The sequence below is a fragment of the Neisseriaceae bacterium genome (genome assembly GCA_016864895.1).
Lineage (GTDB): Bacteria > Pseudomonadota > Gammaproteobacteria > Burkholderiales > Neisseriaceae > QFNR01.
This window is the reverse complement of sequence record CP046107.1, coordinates 343,036-361,882: the sequence shown is the minus strand read 5'-3', so window position 1 is coordinate 361,882 and position 18,847 is coordinate 343,036. Positions and strand designations below refer to the sequence as shown.

Sequence of the window (18,847 nt, the reverse complement as noted above, 5' to 3'; positions counted from 1 at the left end):
AATTTTACCTATGTGATGTATTCATCAACCTGAGTGCTTTAATCGATTTGAGTTGGGGAATGTATACACCCAATCCAATGAACTCATTTTGTATGGAATACAAAGATAGGTTGGTCATTATCTCATAATTTATTGGATATTGCACTAACAGACCGTTTTTTATTTGTTTTTCTTGTTGTATGTTTAAGTTGATTTTATCAAACTGGGTTACTAAGGTGTCAGTTGGTAGGATTAAAGATTGGAGTTCTGATTGTGAATAATTCTTAATATTGTCAAAATTATAGGCATTCTGAATATTAAAATTCTGGGTTAGAATTCTTGATAAACTATCTAAATAGGCAAATGAACCAAGGGACTTGGCTAGATCTTGAGCAAGTGTGCGAATATAAGTACCTTTACTACAACGAACTTTTAATGTGGCGTAGGGGAAGTTAAAATGAATAATATCTATGGAAAATATTTCTATTACTCTACTTTTTCTCTCAATACTTATACCTTTTCTTGCATATTGGTATAGAGGAATTCCTTTATGTTTGAGTGCGGAAAACATAGGAGGTGTTTGTTGTATCTGCCCTATAAATTTTTTAGAATGATGTAATAGATCTTTTTTTGTAAAAATAACATTGGATGTCAGGATAATTTCACCTTCCTTATCCCCTGTAGTAGTTGCTTCTCCAAACTTCAAGGTTGTTAAATAAGTTTTATCTGCATCGATGAGATATTGAGCAAACTTAGTTGCTTCTCCAAAGCAGATAGGTAACAAACCAGTAGCTAAAGGATCTAATGTACCGGTGTGACCCGCTTTTTGAGCACCAAACAGCCTTTTAACCTGTTGTAATGCATTATTACTAGAAATATTACATGCTTTATTAAGTAAAAAAACACCGTTAATTACATTCATAACCTAATGTACAATTTGTGTGATCCACTATCTTTAATATATGAGCTCAACTCTGACAAGGCCGTTCATTAATGTCATTTAGTCTTGATTGTGAGTAAGAGATGGATGGAATTATCATGAAATCTCATTGATACATCAATAGACACCTGTCCAAACGATTGTATTTGTTAAGAAATTCTTCATAATACTTTTGAGCAGATTAGAAAAGTAGGTGAATTTTAATATCTCTATAAAACAACTACTGATACAACAATAAAAGATGACAATAAGCACAGGAACGATAAGCCATCTCATTCTCAAAAATATTATTTAAATAATAGCTAATCATTATTAAATAAATTCAGTTTTATAAAAAAAGGTAAAGAAAAATAGACGACTATAGCATTGGATTTTTTAACTAACCAATCGATAAACCAAACCACTAAACGTTATCAAGTGCTCAGTTTAGCAGTATTGGTTTTCATCTTATTAAGTACTTTCTATTTTTTGTTGTTACCTCTATTTAGTGCTTGACATCTTCATCAATCTGCTGAGTACTTTTTTCGAGATTTGTTTGTGTATTTTTCTCATTGTCGATAAAATCTTTTGCCTGCTGTATTGCTTTATCGATATTTTCTTTTACTTTTTGGGTGCTCGCCTCAATATCTTGTTTAGCTTTTTCAGCATCAGCCTCTACTTCTTCCTTCAAATTCTTGGCATCTTCTTTTAATGAAGTAGTAACATCTTTTGAACTATTTTTTGTAGCTTCTTTTACATCTTCTGTTATAACAGATTCAACTGATGCATCTGGTCTTTGAGTATCTTCATTATTAATCACAGTTTCAGCCTTTAATTTAGCTTGGGAAGAATCTTCTTTTACAGTATCTGACGCTTCCTCTAAGGCTTGATCGATCTGATTATCTAAATCTTTACTATCATTATCAATTGTACTATTATGTACGGCTGCGTTTTCTTCTATTGCAGGACTTGTAGATGTTTTGTTTTTGTCACTACAACCTACCAGTGGAAACAATAATAGCAGTAAACTTAAACCAAAAATTTTTTTCATAATTTAATTCCTTTTTTCTAATCTATAATTTCGGATCCCAGATAATATAATAGTACGCATCTGATTGCAAGTTTACTCCTTTTTTATTTTACAATGGGGAAACGGGGTAAGAACCTATCCATTTAACAAATGAAGCTCGTTTTTTTAATTCATCTAATGCCAATTGAACATTTTTATCTTGGATATGTCCCTCTATATCTATAAAAAATATATATTCCCATAAGCCTCCTCTAGAAGGTCTGCTTTCTAATTTGGACATAGAAATTTTATGTTGTGAAAAAGGTTCCAATAAATAGTGAACTGCGCCAGGTTGGTTGGGCGCAGATATAATTAAAGATGTTTTATCATTGCCTGTTGATTGTGTTGTTTGATGACCTAGTGCTAAAAATCGGGTACTATTATTCGCTTCATTTTCAATATTGAACCCTAAAACATTTAATTGATAAATTTCTGCAGCAATTATTGAGCCAATAGATGCAATACTCGGATCATCTTGAGCTATTTTTGCACCCTCAGCATTACTACTAACAGGTATTTTGGGAACGAGGTTCAAATTCTTATTTAGCCATTCATGGCATTGGGCTAACGCTTGAGGGTGCGCCAAAATTTTCTTAACATCTTTTAGCTGATTGGCTTTGGACAATAATTGGTGATGTATTCTTAAAGTAACCTCACCATGCACTAATAAAGGTGTTGAAACTAGTAAATCTAAAGTTCTTCCTACTCCACCTTCTGTTGAATTTTCTATGGGGACAACCAAATAATCTGCTTGTCTTATTTCTACCAGATGGAATGCCTCATCAATTGATTGACAGGCGATTGTTTTGGCCGCATGTCCAAATTGCCTTATAGTAGCTTGTTGTGTAAATGTTCCCTGTGGGCCTAAATAAGCAACACTTAGTGGTTTTTCTAAAGCTAGGCATTCACTCATTATCTCTCTGAATAAACGAATAACAGATTCATCAGATAGTGGACCTATATTTTTTTCTCTCAAACGATTCAGAACCTTTGCTTCTCTTTCTGGATTGTAAACCGCTGCGGTTCCTTTGATTTCACCAATTTTTTGAGCCATTGAAGCCCTTTCGTTTATGAGTTCAAGTAACCGTAAGTCGATATGGTCAATTTTTTCCCTATAAAGTTGTAATTCTTTTTGTATTTTTTCAGACATGTATCATCCTTTTTAAGTTTACGTATATAAAATAGGTGATTATCTACTGTAGTAATTTTTCAACAGCTGCCAATTTATCTTTTAAGGAGATATATGGATTAATGACTATATCAATATTAAATTTTTTCAACCATGTTAATTGTCTTTTAGCTAACTGTCGAGTGGCAATAATTCCTTTATCAAGCATTTCATTTTTTGAATACATTCCATCTAAATATTCCCATATTTGTCGGTATCCAACACATCTCATAGAGGGGAGGTTTAAACTTAGATCTGGATATTTTTGCTGTAGATATATGACCTCATCAATAAAACCAAACTTTAACATTTGTAAAAACCTAATTTTAATTTGTTGGTGTAAGTTAGATCTATTATCAGGTATTAATGCAACTGTAGGAATCTGATTAAAACAATGTTGTTTTTTTTGTTCATTGAAAAATTCACTCATTGGTTTACCCGAAAGATAAAATATTTCTAGCGCTCTTTCTATACGTTGGGTATCGTTAGGGTTAATTCTATTGGCAGATAAGGGATCTAAGTCTAATAATTCTTGATAAAGAGCAGAAATGCCTATTTCATTTTTTTTATTTTGAATTTCTATTCGGATATTACTATCGGCATTGGGAAGTTTGTTTAAGCCATTGACTAAGGCATTATAGTACATCATTGTCCCACCAACAATAAATGCTATTTTACCCTTATTATTAATTTCAGTGATTAGTTCTGAACAATCATTTACAAAGTTGGCTACATCATAATTTTGTATTGGCGTGATAATATCAATCAAATGGTGTACTATAAGGTCTAATTCCCTTTGACTGGGTTTTGCAGTACCAATGTTCATATCTTGATATATTAATGCAGAATCTAGGCTAATTATTTCTATCGGATACTTCATGCCTAACTCAAGAGCCAAGTTAGTTTTACCTGATGCGGTAGGGCCAATAATTGCTAGTACTTTGGGCTTATTCACTTAAATTACTGTCCTCTTAAAAATAGTTTATTCAAGTCATCTAGTTTTAGTTTTATCCAAGTGGGTCGTCCATGATTACATTGGTTCGATTTAATAGTATTTTCCATATCCCTTAATAAGGCATTCATTTCAGTGATAGTTAATCGTCGCCCCGAACGAATTGAACCATGACATGCCATACTGCTTAGTAATTGGTTAATCAGATTATCAGAAATGTACGATTGTCCAAACTCTTTTATTTCTTCAAGTACAGATTGTACTAACTCTATAGCATTACTTTTAATTAAAGGTTGGGGGACAGCTATAATTTTAATTAGTTGTTCATCAATTACTTCGAGGTAAAAACCAAGATGATTAATAGTATGTAAGTTATTTTTAATTAATTCAATTTCTTCTACAGAACCATCATAGCTTTGAGGTAATAAAAGTTGTTGACTTTGGATACCATTTTTTTTTACCTGTTGTTTAAGTAATTCATAGTTTACTCGTTCATGAGCTGCATGCATATCAACTAGTATTAGTCCATCTGTTGTTTCGGCTAGTATATAGATGTCTAGTAACTGAGCGATAGCAAACCCAAGGGGAGGAGGGGCAGTATCACAAAGATTTTTGGATACATTATCAGATTGAACAGATTCTAAATAATTAAGATAGTCTTGTACTTGTGAAGGTTTTGATTTAGGAATCATTGTACTTGGTGTACTATAATTTTTCGTGTAGTAGCTGGAAACCGAGGCATTAAAATTTCTATTAGAAATATTGTTGTTACTATTAGACAAATAGTCATTAGAAGTACTACTATTACTCTTTTCTGTACGAAATATCTGTTCAAGGGTGTTGGACACATTGCTAATAGATTCTTGTATACCCGCGGTAGTCGTAAGTAGTATTTGATTAATTTTATGATACACAAACTGATGAACGGCTTGGCTTTCTCTAAATTTAATTTCTGTTTTAGTTGGATGAATATTCACATCAATATCTTCTGGGTTAATATTTATAAATAATATAAATGCAGGTGTTAAGGCTTGATGTAAGACATCTTTGTAGGCTTGTTTAATAGCATGTAATACAACCTTATCTTTGACAATTCTCTGATTAACAAAAATGTGTTGTTTATTTGAATTACCTTGATTAAAGGTTGGTTTAGCAATATAGCCACTTAGTTTTAAAGTAGGGTGTTGTTCATTAATAGGCAGACTAGCATTGATAAACTCATGTCCTAGTAATGAACCTATTCTTTCCAATAGTGACTGTATGGGTAGATCATGAATTATTTTATGATTATGTTTTAAAGAAAATGCAATTTCTGGATGTACTAAAGCTAATTTTTCGAATACATTTAGTGCATGTGAATATTCTGTATTTTCACTTTTGAGGAATTTTTTTCGAGCAGGAACATTAAAATAAATATCTAATACTTCAATGGTGGTTCCATTTGGGTGAGAGGTTATACTTACTTCACTCAACTTACCATCAAAGGAAGATATTTGATAGGCATAATCTGACACGTTTGTCTTGCTGGTTAGTGTTAAGCGACTGATGGAAGCAATACTGGCTAAACCTTCGCCACGAAATCCCATACTTATAATTTTTTGTATATCTTGTATACTTTGTATTTTACTAGTTGCATGACGTTGTAAGGCTAGGGTTAAATCTTCTTGCTCGATACCTATACCGTTATCAAATACTTTAATCAATTTTGTACCACCATTTATTAATTCAACTTGAATTGATGTCGCGCCAGCATCAATACTGTTTTCAATTATTTCTTTTAAGGCATTAGCGGGTCTTTGAATTACTTCACCTGCAGAAATTTGATTGACAATGTGGTCAGGTAATTGATGAATTTTAGCCATGATATTTGGATAATCTATTTTTTATAAAAGTAATGATAACAGGTAATAGCGAAATCAGGATAATTACAATTAAAATAAGACTTAAATTGTTTTGTACAATTTCAGTATTTCCGAAAAAATAACCTAAAAGGCAAAAAATAGTTACCCATAGTAATGCACCAACTATGTTATAAAGAAAAAACTGAGAGTAATTCATTTGTCCCATACCTGCAATAAAAGGAGTAAATGTCCGAATAATAGGAATAAAACGTGCTATAACAATGGTTTTACCCCCGTGTTTTTCATAAAAAGTTTGAGTTTGGATAAGATATTTTTGTTTAAAAATCTTTGAATCTGGATTATGAAACGGTATCATTTCTCCAAAATATTTACCAATAGAAAAATTTACCGCATCTCCCACTATTGCAGCAATAACCAGAATACCCCATAAAAGATAGATATTCATTCCACCAATCGTGGCAATGCTTGCTGCGGCGAATATTAGGGAATCGCCAGGTAAAAAAGGTGTAATAATTAATCCTGTTTCACAAAACACAATGACAAATAAAATTAGATAAATCCACTCGTCATAGTTTTGTACTAAAAGGCTAAGATGTTGATCAATATGTAGAATAAAATCAATCAAAGTTAGTAACCATATAAGATTTTAAAGTGAGTAAGCTTATGCTTACACGACTGCTTCTTCCTTTTTAATATTCTTTTTAGCCAATGTTTCTCTTGTTAATCCAAAGATTAGTAATAGAGGACTACCTACAAAGATTGAAGAGTAAATTCCAAATAAGATACCAATGGTTAAGGCAATGGAGAAACCATGTAAAATGTCACCACCAAAGAAAAACATAGAAAGTACCATAACTTCTGTTGACCCATGAGTAATAATGGTACGACTCATAGTAGAAGTAATAGCATTATTAATTACTTCAGGTACTGTTTTATCTCTCATTTGGGGGTTTCTGAAACTCTCACGAATACGATCAAAGATTACTACAGCCTCGTTAACAGAATATCCCAGCACAGCCAACACGCCGGCCAAGACAGTGAGTGAGAATTCCCATTGGAAAAATGCAAAACAACCTAAAATAACAACCACATCATGGGCATTGGCAATTAATGCAGCTAAAGCAAAACGCCATTCAAATCTAATGGCTAAGTAGGTAATAATGCCAATTGAAACCATTACTAATGCCAAAATACCGTTAGTTACTAGTTCTTTCCCAATTTGAGGGCCTATAAATTCTGTTTGTTTGATAAGTGTACCAGGATCGAGTTGTAATAGCTTTTCATGAACTTGATTAGATAATGTATCTGGTTTTATGTTGTTTTCATTTTGTATTTTAATAAGCACATTCTTTGAAGAACCAGCTGATTGAACCTGAGATGAAGTTAAGCCTAGTTCATCAATTTTTGCTCGAATTTGATTAAGTTTAGCCGGTTTAGAAAATTCGACTTCCATCAGCGTACCACCTGTAAACTCAACCGATAAATTAAGTTTGTAGTAGGTTAGACAAAAAATAGAAAATAAGAAGATGAGTAAGGAGATAACTGTAGTAGTTTTCCCATAACTCATAAAAGGGATCTCTTTATTAAATCTAAATAATTCCATTTTTTTCCTCTTATACTTTTTCACCATTTGATTTATAAATTGTACCAATCGAGATATGCGTTAAGTTTTTATTTCTGCCATACCACAAATTGGCTAAAGCTCTAGATACAACCACTGAACTAAACATGGACGTTAATATACCAATACAATGTACAACAGCAAACCCTTTAACTGGTCCCGCACCACTAAAGATCAATAATGCTAAACCAGCAATTAAGGAAGTAATATTAGAATCTAAGATAGTTCCCCAAGCAAAATCATAACCTTTTGATATGGCAGTTTGAGGAGAATCTCCCATACGCAATTCTTCCCGAATACGTTCATTAATTAGTACGTTGGCATCAATTGCCATTCCTAGTGTTAAAGCTATTGCTGCAATACCCGGAAGTGTCAAAGTAGCCTGAATGATCGAAAGAATAGCAATAAGCATGATCAAATTGGTGACTAAACAAAGAGCAGAAAAGATACCAAATATACGGTAATAAAAAATCATAAAAATGATAATAACCAGAAATCCCCATAAAACAGAGTGAAAACCTTTGTCAATATTTTCTTGACCGGCAGAGGGGCCAATACTTCTTTCTTCAATGATTTTCATTGGTGCTGCAAGAGAACCGGATTGAAGCAATAAAGCGATATTAGAAGCTTCTTTAGAATTCATGTTACCTGATATTTCTACATTGCCTGCAGGAATAGGTTCATTGACAACAGGAGCGGTAACAACTTCTTTACTGTCTTGTTCTGTTAAGACCATTGCAATTCTTTTATTACGATTATTTTTGGTTAAATCATAAAAAATACTAGAACCCTTAGAATCTAATTTTAAGTTAACAGATGCTTGTCCCATTCTCGTAGTACCTGGTATAGCACTATTGATATTGTCACCAGTTAATTCTATCTGTTTACTTACCAATAAAGGATAAGTAATGCCATTGGATTGAGGTTGGTAATCAATTAGTTCGTAGCCAATAGGAATATTTCCGTTAATAGCTTGTTGTTGTAATTTGTCATCAGCAACCATTCGCATTTCAAGAGTTGCAGTGCGACCGATAATGTTTTTTGCCTGGGCTGTATCCTGAATACCTGGTAATTGAAGCATTATTCTATCTTGACCTGATTGTTGAATAATTGGCTCAGCAACGCCTAATGCATTTACTCGGTTATTTAAAGTACTTATATTTTGCTGAATAACACTGGTTTGTATCTCCAATAAATCTTTTTGATCTACTTTGATAATGACAGAATTACTTTCACTGTTTGAAATAATATTGGTCAGAGTGGGAATATTTTTTTTGATCAAATTAATAGCCTGTGTAAGTTTATCTTGATCCTGAAAAGTAATATTCATAGTGTTGCCATTAATTTTGACACCACCATTTCTAAGTTTATTATTTTGTAAAATTCTTCTAATGTCAGTTGAGTAGGAATCTAACTTCTTTTTATAGGCTGATTCCATATCTACTTGCATCAAAAAATGAATTCCACCTCTTAGATCTAATCCTAAGTACATAGGTTTAGCGCCTATTTGAGCCATCCAATTAGGTATACTAGGAATAAAATTAAGTGCTACAACATAGTTATTACCTAAAATATCCTCAATAATGGCTCTGGCTTTTGTTTGAGTTTCTTGATCTTTAAAAGAAATTTTTAGGCTATCATCTTGGATAAAAAAACCACTTGTTTCTATATTAGTTTTCTTCAGTTCATTAAGAATTTTATCTTGTAACACTTGATTGACTTTTGCCGGTTGTTTGATGGCTGAAATTTGTACGGCTGCTGTTTCAGGAAATATATTGGGTAAGGCATAAAGTGTACTAATAGCCAAAATAACTAAAATTAAGATATATTTCCAAAGAGGGTAACGATTCATAATTTTATATCTCAAAAGTATTAAGGTATTAACATTTATTTGGAGGATTTACTTTGAGTAGTTACTGGCTCATATTTTCTAGTAATATAATTTTTGTCGATTAGTAATTCCACATTATTGGCACTCTCAATTGTAAAAGTAGTTTCTCCGATTTTGGTAATTTTTCCTATGATACCAGAGTGAGTTAACACTTTGTCTCCACGTTGTAGTGAGTTTATAAGGTTTTGATGTTCCTTTATTTTTTTTGATTGTGGCCTAATGATTAAAAACCAAAATAAGAAAAAGATTGAAATGATTAAGAAAGTACCAGACAACAAACTAGAAGTAGCAGCTGGCTCAGCTGCAAATGCAATATCAAACATGCTAATTTCCTCAATGTAAAAAATATTTAAGCTAGCATTGTAAGTGTTTTCTAGAAAATTGCCAAATATTTTATCCTTGTAACTAAATGAATTCCAATATATATGACTTACTTTTATAACATATATATTTGTTTAATATATTTTTAAGTAGGAAAGATTGTTACTGCACTAGAAATCTTTTCCAATAAATTGACGTTGCGTTTTCTTTACTCTAAGTGTTAGCCAAGAAAGAGCCAAGTTTCGTTTTTGACTTCCTATTTTTTCTACTTATTATGTTCAACTCTTCCTTGTTTTTCAACATAATTTTTATAGTACCTTAATATAGATCACCCTACCGAACTAACAAATGCATCATTAATTTATCAGATTTTTTAGATTCAAGTATATATGGGGATTAGATTTTACTTTAGATTTTAGAAAAAGAATAATGAGTAAAGGAAAGAAAAAACTGGTAGGAGTTAGTCACTCTAAACTGTGTTAAATGAGATAGGTAAGTCTTATATTGGAACATATTCAATTACGCTACGATCGTATAGATGATACACTGCAATTAATCAAATGAGATTTGTTACTGCTTGCTGCTGATACCTAATAATATCTTTTACTGTTTTCCTCAATGATAAGATCAATACTTTTACTAAAAGAAAAAAACTGAAAAAATATTATAAAAAACATACTTTTTTCATCGAAACATTTTTCTTTTATAAATAACCTCCCCGTTATTATCCAAAATAACTGAATAATTCCCGTTTTCTCTGATTGTGCGTTTTCTTTCCCGTTCTAAAACTTTCCTTTGTCTTAAATTTTCAATAGTAGATTCATCAACTTTAGGATACATTTTAAAAATTTAATTCTATGAGCAATAGTAGAACAAAGTCTAAACCTATTTATAGAATAAAAAGCAACTAAGCTTGGTATACATTCTGGTATTACTTGGCCAACGGAATTTAAACATAATATAATATAGCCTCACAAGCTAGACGTTTTTTTTCGGTAAGAATATTAATAGAATCATCAGAAGCATTAACAAAATTTGGAAAAACAAAAAAAGATAAAAAAGCCCCCAAAATTCTAAAAAAAATGACAAGGTTATTTGTATTGGTATTTTGTGAATTTAAATTAAATTTTTTCCTATACTAGATCTACCCTTAATTTTATTATTTATGTGCCTGATATATGTAATACATTATATGTGAAATAATGGCTTCGCCATTATTTGGTTTTAGGTTTGGTCTTGGTTTTTTATGATTTATTTATTTCTATATTTATAACTATTTGATTATATTAATAATAATAATTTATCTTTTTATCTAAAGTTATATAATATTTTCATCTTAAATAACATATATTTTTCTATGTTTAAAAAAAAATTTTGACTTTTTTATATATTAAATAAAATGATTTAATAATTTTTTAAGGAATTAATATGAAAACTGTTAGTATCAAAAAAATTAATAAAAAATTTAAAAATCAATTATTTTCTCTAATAAGACCATGAAAAATAAATATAAAGAATATGTTAACAATAATTTAGAAAATGAAATGTTTCTAAGTTATACAGAAATGTTTTATTGTAGGACGGAAAAATTAATTTATTTGGATATATTAATGGATTTTCTTATCTTTTCTATCCAATTAAATAAATTAAGCAACAATGAGGGGGTCATTAATAGAATATTTTTCTATTAAAAGCTAGGAAATAGAAGTTTTGTTACCAGAATGGTTGTACGAGGGTGTATGTATGGACAAAGTAGCAAGAATAGATCCTCAATATTTACATCATCATATCCATTGGATAATAAATGGGTATTCGTCAATTAGAAGAAAAATATAAAAAGAATGGTGGTAACTAAGACCACCATTGTTAAAATAAATATCATTTTGGAAAGAAACTAAAGATTTAATGTTTAAAAAACATAATATCTAATTTTTCCTGTTAACTACATGTTTATAAATTTAACTCATAATTTATGCACATTTTTTTAAAAAGGATAATCCCTTTCTGTTGTTAAGGGTGAAATCTCCGTAATAAGGTTATCAGAAATAGGAACCTACCGAAGTGAATTAGCACCACTGCTAGACACTGTAGGAATCCCTACCCTTTGGGGCGGAGAGGACGTCAATAGCATAGATTTTGGAAATGGTAGGAAGTATGGTGAGAAAGAATCATTTTAGTAATTTATTGGAAAATAGCCAAAATAAAAAGTTCAGAGCATTTTTAATGAATAGGATTAAAATTAAGACTAGTTGGAAAGGAAATTAATTAAAGTGTTACAAACCTAAAAAATCAACATATTGAAATATGAAATAAATGATTTTCAGATATATACAAAATCAATAACATTAGGCTTAACCTAAAAAGAAATGGAAAAAAGACTAGTATTTGGCAAAAAATTAATAAGGAAATAAAACAGAGAATTCTTAACTTATATTTATTGAAATCATTGAGAAACCAACAAAATATGGATACAGAAATATCATAATTGTCATTATACACAGATAAAAAATACACAAACGATTAAAAAAAAAGGGGGGCTGCGGATGAGAATATGTCTGCTAACTCAATGTTATTTGAATTAATTGATAAATAGTTTAATACCAACGTTTGAATACCTGCATTGGTCAGATTCATTGGAACGCTACAACCCGGGATTACTTTAAAGGATTTGGTTAATTCTGTTATGTTTTATGCCATTAAACTGGAATGGGAGTATTAACTTGTTATGCTGTGATAAAATATTTTTGTGACTTAAGATTTATATTAATCATCTTGACGCAGTTTTTTTACTAATTGATACATTGATATGAGCCTTCATTGAAAAAAGAGCTTAAAATTTCTTGAGCTGCTATTTGGTCTAGAATATGTTTTTTTTTAAGTCCAAAAACTAAATTATCATTTAATAATTCATGTGCCAAGCAAGAGCTATAACGTTCATCAACTAGATGTACTGGTAATTGTGTTTTTTGATTTAACAATTTGGCGAAATTAAGACACGGTTTGGTCAAATCATTATGACTGCCATCTACATGAAAAGGAATACCGACAACCCATAAAATAGGTTGCCACTTGGGCATGAGATCCTTAATTATTTTAATTTTTTTATTTTTATTATTTTCAGTAATAGTTGTAAGGGGGTGAGCAATTCGTACGGACAAATCGCCACAAGCTAAACCAACTCTTTTTAAACCATAGTCAATAGCAATGATAGTGCCTTTTCCCTGTACTGGCCTAAGCATGACCTACGCCTGCCATAATATCATAAGCTTTAATTCCAAGAGAGCCCAATGCAGCTTCATAACGTTGATGGTAGGGTAAATCAAACATGATAGTTTGATTGGCAGGAATAGCTATCCAAGCATTTTCATTCATTTCAGATTCCAATTGTCCCTCAGTCCATGCGGAATAACCTATTGTAGCCAATGATTTCATCATCGATTGTTCATCAAATAGGCTTTCTATAATATCCTTTGATGTGGTGACGGCTATGTTGTCATTAATTAGTAGACTACTTTGCCAATTACCAACTGGTGTATGAATTAAAAACCCTCTATCAATTTGTACAGGGCCTCCCAATAGTAACCAAGACTCCTCAAATTGTTTAGGTGTTTCTTTTTCAATTGCTTTAAATAAATGTTCCATTTTTAGTGGAGAAGGCTTATTGATAATGACCCCCATTGCACCATTTTGATTATGTTCAAAAATATATACGACACTATGTGAAAAATAAGGGTCAGTGATTTGTGGTGTTGCAATTAAGAAATGATCACTTAAAGAATAAGTAATTTTATTTTCACCCATTTAATATACCTCTTTCAGTATTTGATTACTAATACGATTATTGTGGAGTCTTAATTATTGGATTATCAAGTTAATCATATTATAATGGCTATTTCAATTCAATACTATTTAAAAATAGATATGACACAAGATATTTTGCATCTAAGAAAAAAGCCAGTTGTATTGCTGATTTTGGATGGTGTTGGACATGGCCTTAAGACAAAGGATAATGCTATGTTTAATGCAAAGACACCTCATTGGGATAATTTAGTTGAAAATTATGCCTATGGTACCATAGATGCTTCAGAAAAAATGGTTGGTTTACCTGAAGGTCAGTTTGGTAACTCAGAGGTGGGACACCTAAACATCGGTGCAGGTAGAGTAATTGATCAAGATATCACTCGGATTAACGATAGTATCAAAGAAGGTACACTGGCATATGTACCTGTTATGAAAGAATTAATATCTAAGAAAAATAGAACAGTACATCTGATAGGATTATTTTCAGATGGAGGAGTCCATAGTCATATTGAACATTTCTTTTCTATTTTAGATATTTTGGTAGAAAATGGTTTAGAAAAGGTTGCTGTACATCCTTTTTTGGATGGTAGAGATACCCCGCCTCGGAGTGCAAAACCATATTTAAAAAGACTAGAAAAATATATACAGGATCACCCACAAGTAAGGATAGGAAGTATTGCTGGTCGTTTTTATGCTATGGATAGAGATAATAGATGGGATAGAGTTGAAAAAGCATACAATGCTTTAGTGGGGCTCAATACAGAAAATAGTTCAGATAGTATTTCTGCTTTAGAAAAAGCTTATGAAAGGGGGGAAAATGATGAATTTGTAATGCCTACATTAATTCATTCTGATGCTTCTCTTAATAACGATGATGCAGTTTTATTTTTAAATTTTAGAGCGGATAGAGTCAGAGAATTATTAAGGGCATTAATCGAACAAGATTTTGATGAATTTGTTAGACTAAAAATGCCTAAGTTAGGTTATGTTGCTAGTATGACTAAATATGGTGCGATGTTCGATTGCCCTGTCATGTTTCCTCCTCAGAGTTTAAAAAATAGTTTGGGTGAATATGTGTCAAAAAAAGGGCTGCGTCAATTAAGGATTGCAGAAACTGAAAAATATCCGCATGTTACCTATTTTTTTAGTGGAGGAAGAGAGCAACCTTATCCAAAAGAGGAGAGAATATTAATCCCTTCTCCTAAGGTAAAAACCTATGATTTAAAACCAGAAATGAGTGCTTGTGAAGTAACGGATAAAATTATTGATGTAGTCAATAATGAAGAATTTGAGTTAATTATTTGTAATTTTGCTAATGGCGATATGGTAGGTCATACAGGTAATCTATCTGCTTCAATTAGGGCCATAGAAACACTAGATGATTGTATTGGACGTATTGTTGCATCAGTACTGAGGAAGGGCGGAGAGATATTAATTACAGCTGATCATGGCAATTGTGAAAAAATGTATGACGAGAGAAATAATCAGCCTCATACACAACATACGACTAATCCTGTCCCATTCTTATATATAGGAGAAAAGGCAACAGTCAAGTTTGGAGGAGCTTTGAAAGATATAGCACCAACTTTATTGGCTATGCTTGGATTAGAAAAACCCACTGAAATGACTGGTGAAAATTTGATTGAATTTACACAGTGATATTGGATTCCTATGGTAAAAAAACTATTGATATTTTTAAGCAGCTTTGTATTTTTAATGCCAGTGATGGGGAATAAACCTACACAGAATTTGGATTTAGTTCAAAAAAAATTAAAGGAGGCTGAAATATCCCTAGAAAATAAAGAAAGCAAAAAAAATAAAATAGAAAGACAACTGGCTTTGATTGACTCAGAGCTATCTAGTTATAGAATAAAAATTCAAAAAACGAATTTGGAAATTCAAAAGAATCAAAAAGAAATTAATATCTTAGAAAAAAAGATTAAAATTAAGACAGAGCAAATTGAAAAAATCAAAAAGCAAGTTGCAGATTTATTAAATTATCAATATAAACATCAATACCCGAATGCTTTGGTTATCATCATGCAAAATGGTAATCTTAATGATAAAACTAGAAATCTTGAATATCTTAAATATATCCAGAATACACAGAGGAAATCTTTTTCAAGTTTAAAATCAGAACAACAAGAACTGTATATTTTAGAGAATTCATTACAGGAAAAATCAAATAAATTAAAACAGTTAGCTCAACACAATAGAAAAATGGCCAAGCAAGTTGAAATTCAAAGAAACAAACAGATTAAACTTAAGAACTCCATTGAAATTGCTATTGATCAAGATAAAAGAGAAATTAAAACATTACAACAAAGTGAAAATAGGCTTAATCATTTGATTCGAGATTTAGCTAAACAGCAGAAACAACGACAGTTAGTTTATCAATCGAAGCGCAAGAATAATACATTAAATAATATTCACTCTTCTAAAAAAGATAAGCAGGTGTTAGGTAATCTGACCCAAGAAGATTTACATTTAACAGAATCTAAGCATGCTAGTATTATAGATAGTTCAGAATCTTTAGTTAATTCCAATTTTTCTCGCTATAAAGGTTTGTTGCGTTTGCCTGTAAGAGAGGGGATTATTTCTCAATCTTATGGTCAAAAGCGAGATGATTTTGGTATTGTGAAAGGATTTGTTATAAGATCTCCTCAAAATCTACCGGTTTTTAGTGTGGGAGATGGCATCGTTGTGTACAGAGGGGTGATACCAGGTTATGGGAGTACTGTAGTAATTATGCATGATAATGTCTATGTGACTATTTACACAGGTTTATCTCGTATCAATGTCTCTAGTGATGGTGAGAGGGTAAAGGCTAACACCATTATAGGAGAAACAGGAGTTCAGTATAATGGAGAAACTGGTTTGTATTTCGAACTAAGAGAAAACTCTAGACCAATTAATCCTAAATCTTGGTTTAAATAAATTTACTTACTTATAGGTTATAGTTAATTATGAAGAAAACATCAATTTATGCAATTGGCTCTATTATCGGTGTGGGGTTAACATTAAGTTTACAAACTTATGCGACCCCTAGTTCAGTTAATGATTTATTACCCGTAAAAGAAATTAAAACTTTTGCTGAGGTATATGGCCAAATAAAAGCTAATTATTATGAAAATACTGAAGATGCTCGATTAATTGAAAATGCAATGAAGGGGATGGTGTCAGGTCTGGATCCACATTCTGAATATCTTAATCAGGAAGACTTCAACGGATTGATGGAACAGACGACTGGTAAGTTTGGTGGTCTGGGTATAGAAATTGTGAAAGACGAAAGTTTTATCAAAATTGTAACACCAATTGAGGATACGCCAGCTTTTAGAGCTGGGCTTAAGCCAAATGATTATATTATCAAGATTGATAGTGTTTCTACTAAGGGTATGTCAACTATGGAAGCTTCCAAAAAAATGAGGGGAAAGCCAGGAACTTACGTGACATTGACGATTGTTAGAAAAGATGAGTTGAAACCTTTTGATCTTAAATTGAAAAGAGATACTATCAATATCAAGACAGTAAAAAGTCAATTAGTCGAACCGGGTATTGGTTATATAAGGGTGAATAGTTTTAAAGAACAGACTTTAGAAGATTTTGTGGAACATATTAATGCACTCACTAGAGAGAATGGAAAGCCATTGGATGGGCTAGTATTCGATTTAAGAAATAATGGAGGAGGATTGCTGAATTCAGCGGTTGGCTTGACAGCAGTTTTCATACCAGAAAATTCAGTAGTTGTCAGTACCAAGGGAAGAGATAATATAAAGCAGACTGTATTAAGAGCAAATAAGAATGATTATAGGAACCCAATGGATGGATCGATGTTTAAGGATCCTTTAGCCAATTTACCTGCAGAAATCAAAAAGCTTCCTATTACCCTTTTGGTTAATGGTGGATCTGCTTCTGCCTCAGAAATTGTAACGGGGGCGTTGCAGGATTACCAAAGGGCAGTGGTTGTAGGGACGCGTAGCTTTGGTAAGGGTTCTGTACAGACTATTATTCCTTTGGGTAATAATGATGGGATTAAATTGACCGTAGCATTGTATTACACGCCTAAGGATAGATCGATACAAGCTAGAGGTATTGTTCCCGACATTATCGTGAAAACAGAGGATGATGATTTTTTTGGATTTAGGGAGGTGGACTTTAACAACCATTTATCTAACCCTAAGGGAGAAGAGGTCAAAGGATCGTTATCTAAGCCACTAGAAAATGAAAAATTAGATAAGAAAGCTAAGGAAGAAAAAACTTTAAAAATTAAAGAGAAAATATTGAAAGAATCATCCTATAATTATATGCCAGATCCTAAACAAGATATTCAATTGAAAAAGTCAATAGAGATAACTAAGAATACTGCTGAATGGAAAAAAGCTTTGGGTAGATATAAGATTAATGAAAGAAAGATTGTTCAAGAAGAAAAAAAAGATAAAAAGGATTAACTAAAATGTGGTATAAAAAAGGCAGAGAGATCTGCCTTTTTTTTTATGAGTTTTTTAATGAGTGATGGATTAGAATCCTATGGGTTACCATACAGGGTGTTGGGAGAGTTAAAGCAATTGGGGATTGAGTCTAAAGAAGACTTAATCAAAGAGGGTAGTTTGTCAGTATTTTTAAAAATAAAATCTGTGCATCTGGGATTAACTCAATCTATTTTGTGGAAACTATATGGGATTGAACACAATATTCCTTACTGGAATATTTCAAAACAGCTAAAAACCGAGATTCTACAAGAACTCAAGAAGTTCCCCATTGTAAAAGAATTTCCGTGTCAAGAGGAAATGAATAGATATATGCAATTGGCTGTTTTACAAGCTCAAAAAGCCTTTTGGGATGATGAAGTTCCTGTAGGTGCTGTTGTGGTTTTAAAAGGCAGAGTAATTGGTGTAGGTTACAATCAATCTTTCAAGGGACGTAATATTATCAATCATGCAGAACTACTTGCTATTAAGGCAGCAAGTGAAGAGTTAAACAATTATCGGTTAGATAATTGTGATTTATATGTTACCTTGGAACCTTGTATGATGTGTACCGGTGCTATTATTCAGTCTAGAATCTCTAGAGTCATTTATGGGGCAAAAGAGGCTAAAACTGGTATGGTAGAGAGCTTCAACCCTGCACATTATCGCTATATGAATCATCATTGTGCTTTTAAAGGTGGCGTATTGGCGTCAGAGTGTAAGCGTTTACTTACTGATTTTTTTGAAACAAAAAGAAAGAAAAAATCAAAATATGAACATCAAGGTATATTATTATAG

16 protein-coding genes are annotated in these 18,847 nt (G+C 31.8%); 4 read left to right on the top strand and 12 right to left on the bottom strand.

Translation table 11 applies throughout. The features are described from left to right. Positions 1-4: 4 nt before the first annotated feature. From truB to GKC53_01460, 12 genes are all read right to left on the bottom strand, one after another. Complete coding sequence (gene truB, locus GKC53_01515; protein ID QRN40838.1) at positions 5-901, bottom strand: tRNA pseudouridine(55) synthase TruB; 897 nt, start codon at positions 899-901, stop codon at positions 5-7. A gap of 502 nt (positions 902-1,403) precedes the next feature. Continuing rightward, positions 1,404-1,949 (bottom strand): hypothetical protein, encoded by a 546-nt coding sequence (locus tag GKC53_01510; protein QRN40837.1) that lies wholly within the window; start codon positions 1,947-1,949, stop codon positions 1,404-1,406. Between the two features lie 88 nt (positions 1,950-2,037). Next, positions 2,038-3,117, bottom strand: a complete 1,080-nt coding sequence (gene pheA / locus GKC53_01505; GenBank protein QRN40836.1) for a prephenate dehydratase — start codon at positions 3,115-3,117, stop codon at positions 2,038-2,040. Between the two features lie 43 nt (positions 3,118-3,160). Then, complete coding sequence (gene miaA, locus GKC53_01500; protein ID QRN40835.1) at positions 3,161-4,090, bottom strand: tRNA (adenosine(37)-N6)-dimethylallyltransferase MiaA; 930 nt, start codon at positions 4,088-4,090, stop codon at positions 3,161-3,163. A 5-nt stretch (positions 4,091-4,095) separates the two neighbouring features. Then, positions 4,096-5,949 (bottom strand): DNA mismatch repair endonuclease MutL, encoded by a 1,854-nt coding sequence (gene mutL / locus GKC53_01495; GenBank protein QRN40834.1) that lies wholly within the window; start codon positions 5,947-5,949, stop codon positions 4,096-4,098. Continuing rightward, on the bottom strand, positions 5,942-6,589 hold the full coding sequence (locus GKC53_01490; GenBank protein QRN40833.1) for a DedA family protein: 648 nt from the start codon (positions 6,587-6,589) through the stop codon (positions 5,942-5,944). Before GKC53_01490 ends, mutL begins: the two co-directional genes overlap by 8 nt. A 27-nt stretch (positions 6,590-6,616) precedes the next feature. Next, positions 6,617-7,552, bottom strand: a complete 936-nt coding sequence (secF, locus tag GKC53_01485) for a protein translocase subunit SecF (protein QRN40832.1) — start codon at positions 7,550-7,552, stop codon at positions 6,617-6,619. A gap of 10 nt (positions 7,553-7,562) precedes the next feature. Continuing rightward, positions 7,563-9,422: a protein translocase subunit SecD gene (gene secD, locus GKC53_01480; GenBank protein QRN40831.1), complete on the bottom strand. Its 1,860-nt coding sequence runs from the start codon at positions 9,420-9,422 to the stop codon at positions 7,563-7,565. Between the two features lie 35 nt (positions 9,423-9,457). Beyond that, on the bottom strand, positions 9,458-9,784 hold the full coding sequence (gene yajC, locus GKC53_01475) for a preprotein translocase subunit YajC (protein QRN40830.1): 327 nt from the start codon (positions 9,782-9,784) through the stop codon (positions 9,458-9,460). A gap of 798 nt (positions 9,785-10,582) precedes the next feature. Further along, positions 10,583-10,747, bottom strand: a complete 165-nt coding sequence (locus GKC53_01470; protein QRN41812.1) for a hypothetical protein — start codon at positions 10,745-10,747, stop codon at positions 10,583-10,585. Positions 10,748-12,571: 1,824 nt separating this feature from the next. Next, entirely contained in the window at positions 12,572-13,021 is a 450-nt protein-coding gene (gene ruvX, locus GKC53_01465; GenBank protein QRN40829.1) for a Holliday junction resolvase RuvX, read from the bottom strand. Next, entirely contained in the window at positions 13,014-13,583 is a 570-nt protein-coding gene (locus tag GKC53_01460) for a YqgE/AlgH family protein (protein ID QRN40828.1), read from the bottom strand. Before GKC53_01460 ends, ruvX begins: the two co-directional genes overlap by 8 nt. Before the next feature lie 120 nt (positions 13,584-13,703). Between GKC53_01460 and GKC53_01455 the strand changes: the two genes are divergently transcribed. The 4 genes from GKC53_01455 to GKC53_01440 are packed head-to-tail and all read left to right on the top strand — an operon-like array spanning position 13,704 to position 18,847. Next, positions 13,704-15,242 (top strand): 2,3-bisphosphoglycerate-independent phosphoglycerate mutase, encoded by a 1,539-nt coding sequence (locus GKC53_01455; protein QRN41811.1) that lies wholly within the window; start codon positions 13,704-13,706, stop codon positions 15,240-15,242. Positions 15,243-15,254: 12 nt separating this feature from the next. Continuing rightward, positions 15,255-16,520: a peptidoglycan DD-metalloendopeptidase family protein gene (locus tag GKC53_01450; protein ID QRN40827.1), complete on the top strand. Its 1,266-nt coding sequence runs from the start codon at positions 15,255-15,257 to the stop codon at positions 16,518-16,520. A gap of 29 nt (positions 16,521-16,549) precedes the next feature. Further along, entirely contained in the window at positions 16,550-18,031 is a 1,482-nt protein-coding gene (locus tag GKC53_01445) for a PDZ domain-containing protein (GenBank protein ID QRN40826.1), read from the top strand. Between the two features lie 45 nt (positions 18,032-18,076). Next, positions 18,077-18,847 (top strand): cytidine deaminase, encoded by a 771-nt coding sequence (locus tag GKC53_01440; GenBank protein QRN40825.1) that lies wholly within the window; start codon positions 18,077-18,079, stop codon positions 18,845-18,847.

Bases quoted from the DNA above. Each gene is read 5' to 3' on its own strand.
- secF (QRN40832.1), bottom strand. From the start codon at position 7,552: ATGGAATTATTTAGATTTAATAAAGAGATCCCTTTTATGAGTTATGGG.
- yajC (QRN40830.1), bottom strand. From the start codon at position 9,784: ATGTTTGATATTGCATTTGCAGCTGAGCCAGCTGCTACTTCTAGTTTG.
- GKC53_01510 (QRN40837.1), bottom strand. From the start codon at position 1,949: ATGAAAAAAATTTTTGGTTTAAGTTTACTGCTATTATTGTTTCCACTG.
- truB (QRN40838.1), bottom strand. From the start codon at position 901: ATGAATGTAATTAACGGTGTTTTTTTACTTAATAAAGCATGTAATATT.
- GKC53_01455 (QRN41811.1), top strand. From the start codon at position 13,704: ATGACACAAGATATTTTGCATCTAAGAAAAAAGCCAGTTGTATTGCTG.
- GKC53_01440 (QRN40825.1), top strand. From the start codon at position 18,077: ATGAGTTTTTTAATGAGTGATGGATTAGAATCCTATGGGTTACCATAC.
- pheA (QRN40836.1), bottom strand. From the start codon at position 3,117: ATGTCTGAAAAAATACAAAAAGAATTACAACTTTATAGGGAAAAAATT.
- mutL (QRN40834.1), bottom strand. From the start codon at position 5,949: ATGGCTAAAATTCATCAATTACCTGACCACATTGTCAATCAAATTTCT.
- GKC53_01450 (QRN40827.1), top strand. From the start codon at position 15,255: ATGGTAAAAAAACTATTGATATTTTTAAGCAGCTTTGTATTTTTAATG.
- GKC53_01445 (QRN40826.1), top strand. From the start codon at position 16,550: ATGAAGAAAACATCAATTTATGCAATTGGCTCTATTATCGGTGTGGGG.
- GKC53_01460 (QRN40828.1), bottom strand. From the start codon at position 13,583: ATGGGTGAAAATAAAATTACTTATTCTTTAAGTGATCATTTCTTAATT.
- secD (QRN40831.1), bottom strand. From the start codon at position 9,422: ATGAATCGTTACCCTCTTTGGAAATATATCTTAATTTTAGTTATTTTG.
- ruvX (QRN40829.1), bottom strand. From the start codon at position 13,021: ATGCTTAGGCCAGTACAGGGAAAAGGCACTATCATTGCTATTGACTAT.